Source organism: Rhodococcus sp. NPDC058521 (assembly GCF_042719695.1).
Classification (GTDB): Bacteria; Actinomycetota; Actinomycetes; order Mycobacteriales; family Mycobacteriaceae; genus Rhodococcus_F.
In genome coordinates this window covers 1-1,135 of record NZ_JBHXNL010000027.1, presented here as the reverse complement: position 1 = coordinate 1,135, position 1,135 = coordinate 1, and the positions used below count along the sequence as shown (strand labels likewise).

At 66.1% G+C, this 1,135-nt stretch carries 1 protein-coding gene; it reads right to left on the bottom strand.

Going from position 1 to position 1,135, the window contains the following annotated elements; all coding sequences use genetic code 11:
- Window positions 1-8: 8 nt before the first annotated feature.
- Window positions 9-1,025: an IS30 family transposase gene (locus ACFWO3_RS21615; RefSeq protein WP_378581657.1), complete on the bottom strand. Its 1,017-nt coding sequence runs from the start codon at window positions 1,023-1,025 to the stop codon at window positions 9-11.
- Between the last annotated feature and the right edge of the window lie 110 nt (window positions 1,026-1,135).

Genomic DNA, 1,135 nt, shown 5'->3' with positions numbered 1-1,135 from the left:
AGGCGGTTTCAAGTGGCGGATGCAACGAGCTCGTTGAACGCTTGCGTTGGTGTGCGCCAGCCTAGCGTTTGACGGGGTCGCCCGTTGAGTGAGTCTTGGACTCGGCGTAGGTCCCGTGGGGTGTGCACGGACAGGTCGGTGCTCTTCGGGAAGTACTGGCGTAGCAGACCGTTGGTGTTCTCGTTGCTGCCCCGCTGCCAGGGCGAGTGGGGGTCGCAGAAGTAGATTGCCACGTCGGTGGCGAGGGTGATCTGGGCATGGGCCCGCATCTCGGTGCCCTGGTCCCAGGTCACCGTTTTCCGCATCACCTCCGGTAGTGAGTGCATCGCCTCGATCATCGCGTCCCGCATCCCGACGATGTCGCGGGCCTTGGGCAGATGCAGCAACAGCACGTGCCGACTGGTGCGCTCGACGAGGGTGCCGATGGCGGACTGGTTTCGGGTCCCCATGATCAGGTCTCCTTCCCAATGCCCGGGCACCGCTCGGTCGTCGGCCTCGGCCGGCCGCTCGGAAATGAGGATCTTGTCCGGGATGTGCCGTGCCTTGGACGGCACCCGCCCCTGCGGTTTACGTGCGGCGCGCCCGGTGCGCAACGCCGCGGCGAGTTGCCGCCGCAGTTCGCCTCTGGCCTGCACATACACCGCTTGGTAGATCGTCTCGTGCGACACTCGCATCTCTTCTCGGTCGGGGAACTCGACCTTCAGCGTCGCCGAAATCTGTTGCGGCGACCACAACGCGAGAAGCTTGCCGACCACCCACTCGAACAACTCCGCGTTGCCCATCAGCACGGACTCTTTCGGGCGCAGGGTGCGCTCCCACGCCCGGCGGTGCGCCGAGCCGGCCCGGTAACTGCCGTCACGGTTTCTGTTGCGGGCCACCTCACGGCAGATCACCGACCTGTCTCGCCCGATCCGCCGGCCGATCTCGGTGAGCGAGCGACCGTGTTCGAGACCGATCGCGATTTCTTCGCGGTCGTCTCTCGACAGGGCTCGTCCGCCGGGATCCCAGTCCGGGGCCCGGCGCACGATGCTATTGCGTTCGTCTTCCCACCGTCGACCCGTTTCATGGGCCACCTCGGCCGCTGTCGCGGCCTTCCGCAGAGAACCACCGTCAGCTCGCACAGCGAAGAACCTAG